Source organism: Novosphingobium sp. 11B, from assembly GCF_054589055.1.
Map to the genome: position 1 here is coordinate 1 of NZ_BAAILP010000146.1, position 3,974 is coordinate 3,974.

The 3,974-nt window shown below is 65.7% G+C and carries 4 protein-coding genes; 3 read left to right on the plus strand and 1 reads right to left on the minus strand.

Translation table 11 applies throughout. From position 1 onward, the window contains the following. Positions 1-75: 75 nt before the first annotated feature. On the minus strand, positions 76-702 hold the full coding sequence (locus ACYPYD_RS13330; RefSeq protein ID WP_036522679.1) for a hypothetical protein: 627 nt from the start codon (positions 700-702) through the stop codon (positions 76-78). 562 nt (positions 703-1,264) lie between these two features. On the opposite strand from ACYPYD_RS13330, the gene ACYPYD_RS13335 reads away from it, so the two are divergent. The 3 genes from ACYPYD_RS13335 to ACYPYD_RS13345 are packed head-to-tail and all read left to right on the plus strand — an operon-like array spanning position 1,265 to position 3,894. Further along, positions 1,265-2,818 (plus strand): phospholipase D-like domain-containing protein, encoded by a 1,554-nt coding sequence (locus ACYPYD_RS13335; RefSeq protein ID WP_459663564.1) that lies wholly within the window; start codon positions 1,265-1,267, stop codon positions 2,816-2,818. Next, the gene (gene folE, locus ACYPYD_RS13340) at positions 2,796-3,416 is read left to right on the plus strand and encodes a GTP cyclohydrolase I FolE (RefSeq protein ID WP_008829674.1); all 621 of its coding nucleotides are present in this window, start codon (positions 2,796-2,798) and stop codon (positions 3,414-3,416) included. Before ACYPYD_RS13335 ends, folE begins: the two co-directional genes overlap by 23 nt. 16 nt (positions 3,417-3,432) lie before the next feature. Continuing rightward, positions 3,433-3,894 carry a GFA family protein gene (locus ACYPYD_RS13345; protein ID WP_036522685.1) on the plus strand — a complete coding sequence of 154 codons (462 nt, stop codon included), beginning with the start codon at positions 3,433-3,435 and terminating at the stop codon, positions 3,892-3,894. Positions 3,895-3,974 lie beyond the last annotated feature (80 nt).

Here is a 3,974-nt window from a genome sequence, read left to right on the forward strand (position 1 = left end):
CGGAAGCGACTTCGATCGCTTCCGGCCCTCCATTGCTTTGGCCATTACCCTGCCGTGGCAGGATGAGGCAGTGTCTTACTGGCCTTCGGGAGTGGTCGCAGCAGCAGCACCGCCTGCGGTCGCTGCGGCATCGGCGCCCGGCTGGCCGCCGGCGGCCGACTGGGTCGCCTTGGCGAAGTCGGCGGCGCTCATGCCCAGAGCCAGCGAACCGTCGGCGCCGAGGCCGAGGTAGGACTTCTTGAGCTGCGCGGCCGAACCGCCGCTGAGGGCCACGGTGACGTTGTCGCCTTCCACCTTGCTGACGGTGCCGAGCACTACGCCGTCGCTGCTCTTGATCGGCGCGTCGGCGACGATCGCGGCATCCTTGGCGGCGGTGTTCTCGGCCTTGGCGCCGTTCACGGCCGATTCCAGTTCGGCCTTGGTCATGCCGATGGTGAGGCCCTTGTCGCGCGTCACGAAGGCATTCTTGGGGAGACCGGCGCGGGCAGTGCCGGTGGAGACGGTGACGATGTCGCCCTGGACGGCCTCGACAGTGCCGACTTCAGCGCCTGCGGCGTCGAAGACCTTGGCGCCGGTGGTCGGGTTGGCCGTTGCGGTCGCCGCTGCGGCGGGAGCGGCAGCCGGTGCAGCGGCCTGAGCCATCACAGCAGCAGGAGCGAGGGCGGCCGCAGCGATGGCGGCGGTGATGAGGGTTTTCTTCATGGCGTACTCCTTGTTTGCGGGACCCGTGGGAGGACGGGCCCGGAACAAGCCCCCCTGAAGGGGCGAGAAATGCGGCCCGGCGAACCCGGGCTGGGGTTACCCCGTCCGACTTTCGCCGGCCCCGCCGCGGCTAAACTTCGCACACGGCAGACGGGGTGAGGGACAGGTATAGTCAGGCAAATCCAGCGCAGGGTGAACGGTTGCGTGTACAAGGGGCGAGTCGAGCCATTCCCGCGATGAGCCGGTCAGCCCTTGTGGAAAACAGCGGATTTCGGCCGTTCTCGCCGTTCGATTGTGGGCGAGTGGTTGTCGGTGTCACCACCAGGCGGTCATCGCTTCCCGAATCCCGATGCTCTGTAACCCGGGGTAGGGTCCGCCTCAGGCGCGCAAGGTGCGAGCAGGGTCTGGTCTTCATGACCGACGATCGCAAAGGTCTCTGCGATGAACACTTCGTCGCGTCGGGCGAAGTCCGGCTTCGTGTGCACAAGTTGACATTCGAGGGGAACATTCGCGCCCTTCGGCGTTTGAACCGGCCGTGGTGGAAGCTCCGGCAGGATGGACGATGCAAGATCAGAACGACGAGGGTGTAGCGCCTTCGGTATGGCGCTATGCCAAGGCTTCGCGCGCGCACGTGGTCGTGGACGCGGCCGATTACTTCGAGGCCATTCGCGAGACGATGGAAGGCGCGCGGCAGCGCATCTTCATGATCGGGTGGGACTTCGATTCCCGCATCCTGCTGACCTCCGGGCGGCGCTGGTGGCAGCGTGGCCGCAAGCGCAAGTTTCCCGCGCGCCTCGGCTCGTTCATGCTCTGGGTGGTGAAGCGCAATCCGGAGCTTGAGATCAGGCTGCTCAAGTGGAACGTCGCCATGCTCAAGTACCTGTTGCGGGGTACGATGCTGTTCGACGTGGTGCGCTGGGCGAAGCATCCACGCATCGACTTCAAGTTCGATGCCGCCCATCCGGTCGGCTGCAGCCATCACCAGAAGATCGTGGTGATCGACGACAAGGTTGCGGCCTGCGGCGGCATCGACATGACCTCTGACCGTTGGGACACGCCCGACCACCTGCCCCGCGACCCGCGCCGCAAGCGGCCGACCGGGCGGCTCTACGGCCCTTGGCACGATGTCACGATGATGCTGGAGGGCGAGGTCGCCGCTACGCTCGGCGAACTGGGTCGCGAGCGCTGGAAGGTCGCCGGCGGCGAAGACCTCGCGCCCTGTCGTCCGCAGGAGGAAACGCCTTGGCCGGAGGGGCTGACGGCCGAGTTCGAGAACGTCGAGATCGGCATCGCCCGCACCCGCGCGGAGTATAACGACTGCCCGCAGGTCGCCGAGATCGAGAAGCTTTTCGTCGAGCAGATCGCCCGCGTGAAGCGCTTCATGTATGCCGAGACCCAGTACTTCGCCTCGCGCGCGATCGCCGAAGCCATCTGCAAGCGGCTGACGGAGGGCAATCCGCCCGAGTTCTTCATCGTCAACCCGGTCACCGCCGACGGCTGGCTGGAGCAGCAGGCGATGGACACCGCCCGCGTCGAACTGGTCGAGACGCTGCAGGCGGCGGATGCCCATGGTCGTTTCCGCATCTTCACCCCCTCCAACGCCGAGGGCGAGCCGATCTACGTCCACGCCAAGCTGACGATCATCGACGACGAGGTGCTGCGCGTCGGCTCGGCGAACATGAACAACCGTTCGATGGGCCTCGACAGCGAGTGCGACGTCTTCATCGACCTTGCCCGGCCCGCCAATGCCCACGTCGATCCCGCCACGATCACCGAATTGCGCCTGCGCCTGCTGGCCGAGCACTGCGGCATCGCCGAAGGTGAAGTGGCCGCCGGGATCGAGCGGCATGGCTCGATGGCGGCGATGGTGGACGCGCTCAATCGCGACGGACCCAAGGCCGGAAAGAAATATCTCGAACCCTTGCCCTTGAAGAACTTGTCGGAAGCTGAAAGAGCACTCGGCCAAAGCGGGGTGCTCGATCCGGAACGCCCCGGCGAAATGTTCGAGCCCATCGCGCGACGCGGGTTGTTCCGGGGCAAGGGACACCTGATGCGTGTGCGCCTGATGAAGAAATTGAGAAGGAGCAAGTCGGATGAGCAGCCTGGTCGGTCCTGATGAGGACAGCCCGCGCCATGACCCCTTGCGCAAGCCGGATGTGCCCGACAACGTTCAGGACGCAATCCGCACGCTGATCCAGTGGGCCGGCGACGATCCGACGCGCGAGGGCCTAGTCGACACCCCCAAGCGTGTCGCGCGCGCTTGGCTGGAATACTGCCAGGGCTATCAGGAAGATCCGGCGGTCCACCTCTCGCGCATCTTCGAGGAAGTGGGCGGCTACGACGAGGTCGTGCTGCTGAAGGACATTCCCTTCCAGTCGCACTGCGAGCACCACATGGCGCCGATCATCGGCAAGGCCGCGATCGCCTACCTGCCGCGCAACCACGTCGTCGGCATCTCCAAGCTGGCGCGCGTGCTGCACGGCTTTGCACGGCGCCTGCAGATACAGGAGCGCCTGACCGCCGAAGTCGCGCAGTGCATCTGGGAACACCTGAAGCCGCAGGGCGTCGCCGTGGTGATCGAGGCGAACCACGCCTGCATGACCGCACGCGGCGTGCGCACGCCGGGCGTCGGCATGATCACCAGCCGCATGATGGGCACTTTCCTGGAGGACGAACGTTCCCGCAAGGAAGTGCTCAGCCTGATGGGCTACTGAATATCGGAGAGGCGTAATGGGTCATGCGCAGGTACTCGAGGGCGGTTGTCGCTGCTCGCGCCTGCGCTTTCGCCTGACGGCGCCTCCGCTGATCGAGGGGCTGTGCCACTGCACCGGGTGCCAGCGAATGACCGCCAGCGCCTTCTCCACCACGATCTCGGTGCCGGTGCAGGGCTTCGAGGTCGTCACCGGCGAGACCGAGATCGGCGGCATCCACGGCGACGAGGCGCATCACCATCACTGCGTCTGGTGCAAGTCCTGGGTCTTCACCCGCGTCGATCCGTCGATGGGATTCGTCAACGTGCGCGCCACGCTGCTCGACGATCGTTCGGTGTTCACCCCCTACATCGAGATGCAGGTGGCGGAGAAGCTACGGTGGGTGGAGACGAAGGTGGAGCGTCGCTACGACCGCTTTCCGGAGCTGGAGGAATATCCGCAACTGATCGCCGACTATGCAGCGTGGCGGGCGGTGCGGTAATTCCGTGGCCCACCACGTTTCGTCATTGCGAGCGTAGCGAAGCAATCCAGGGCGACGTAACACTGCCCTGGATTGCTTCG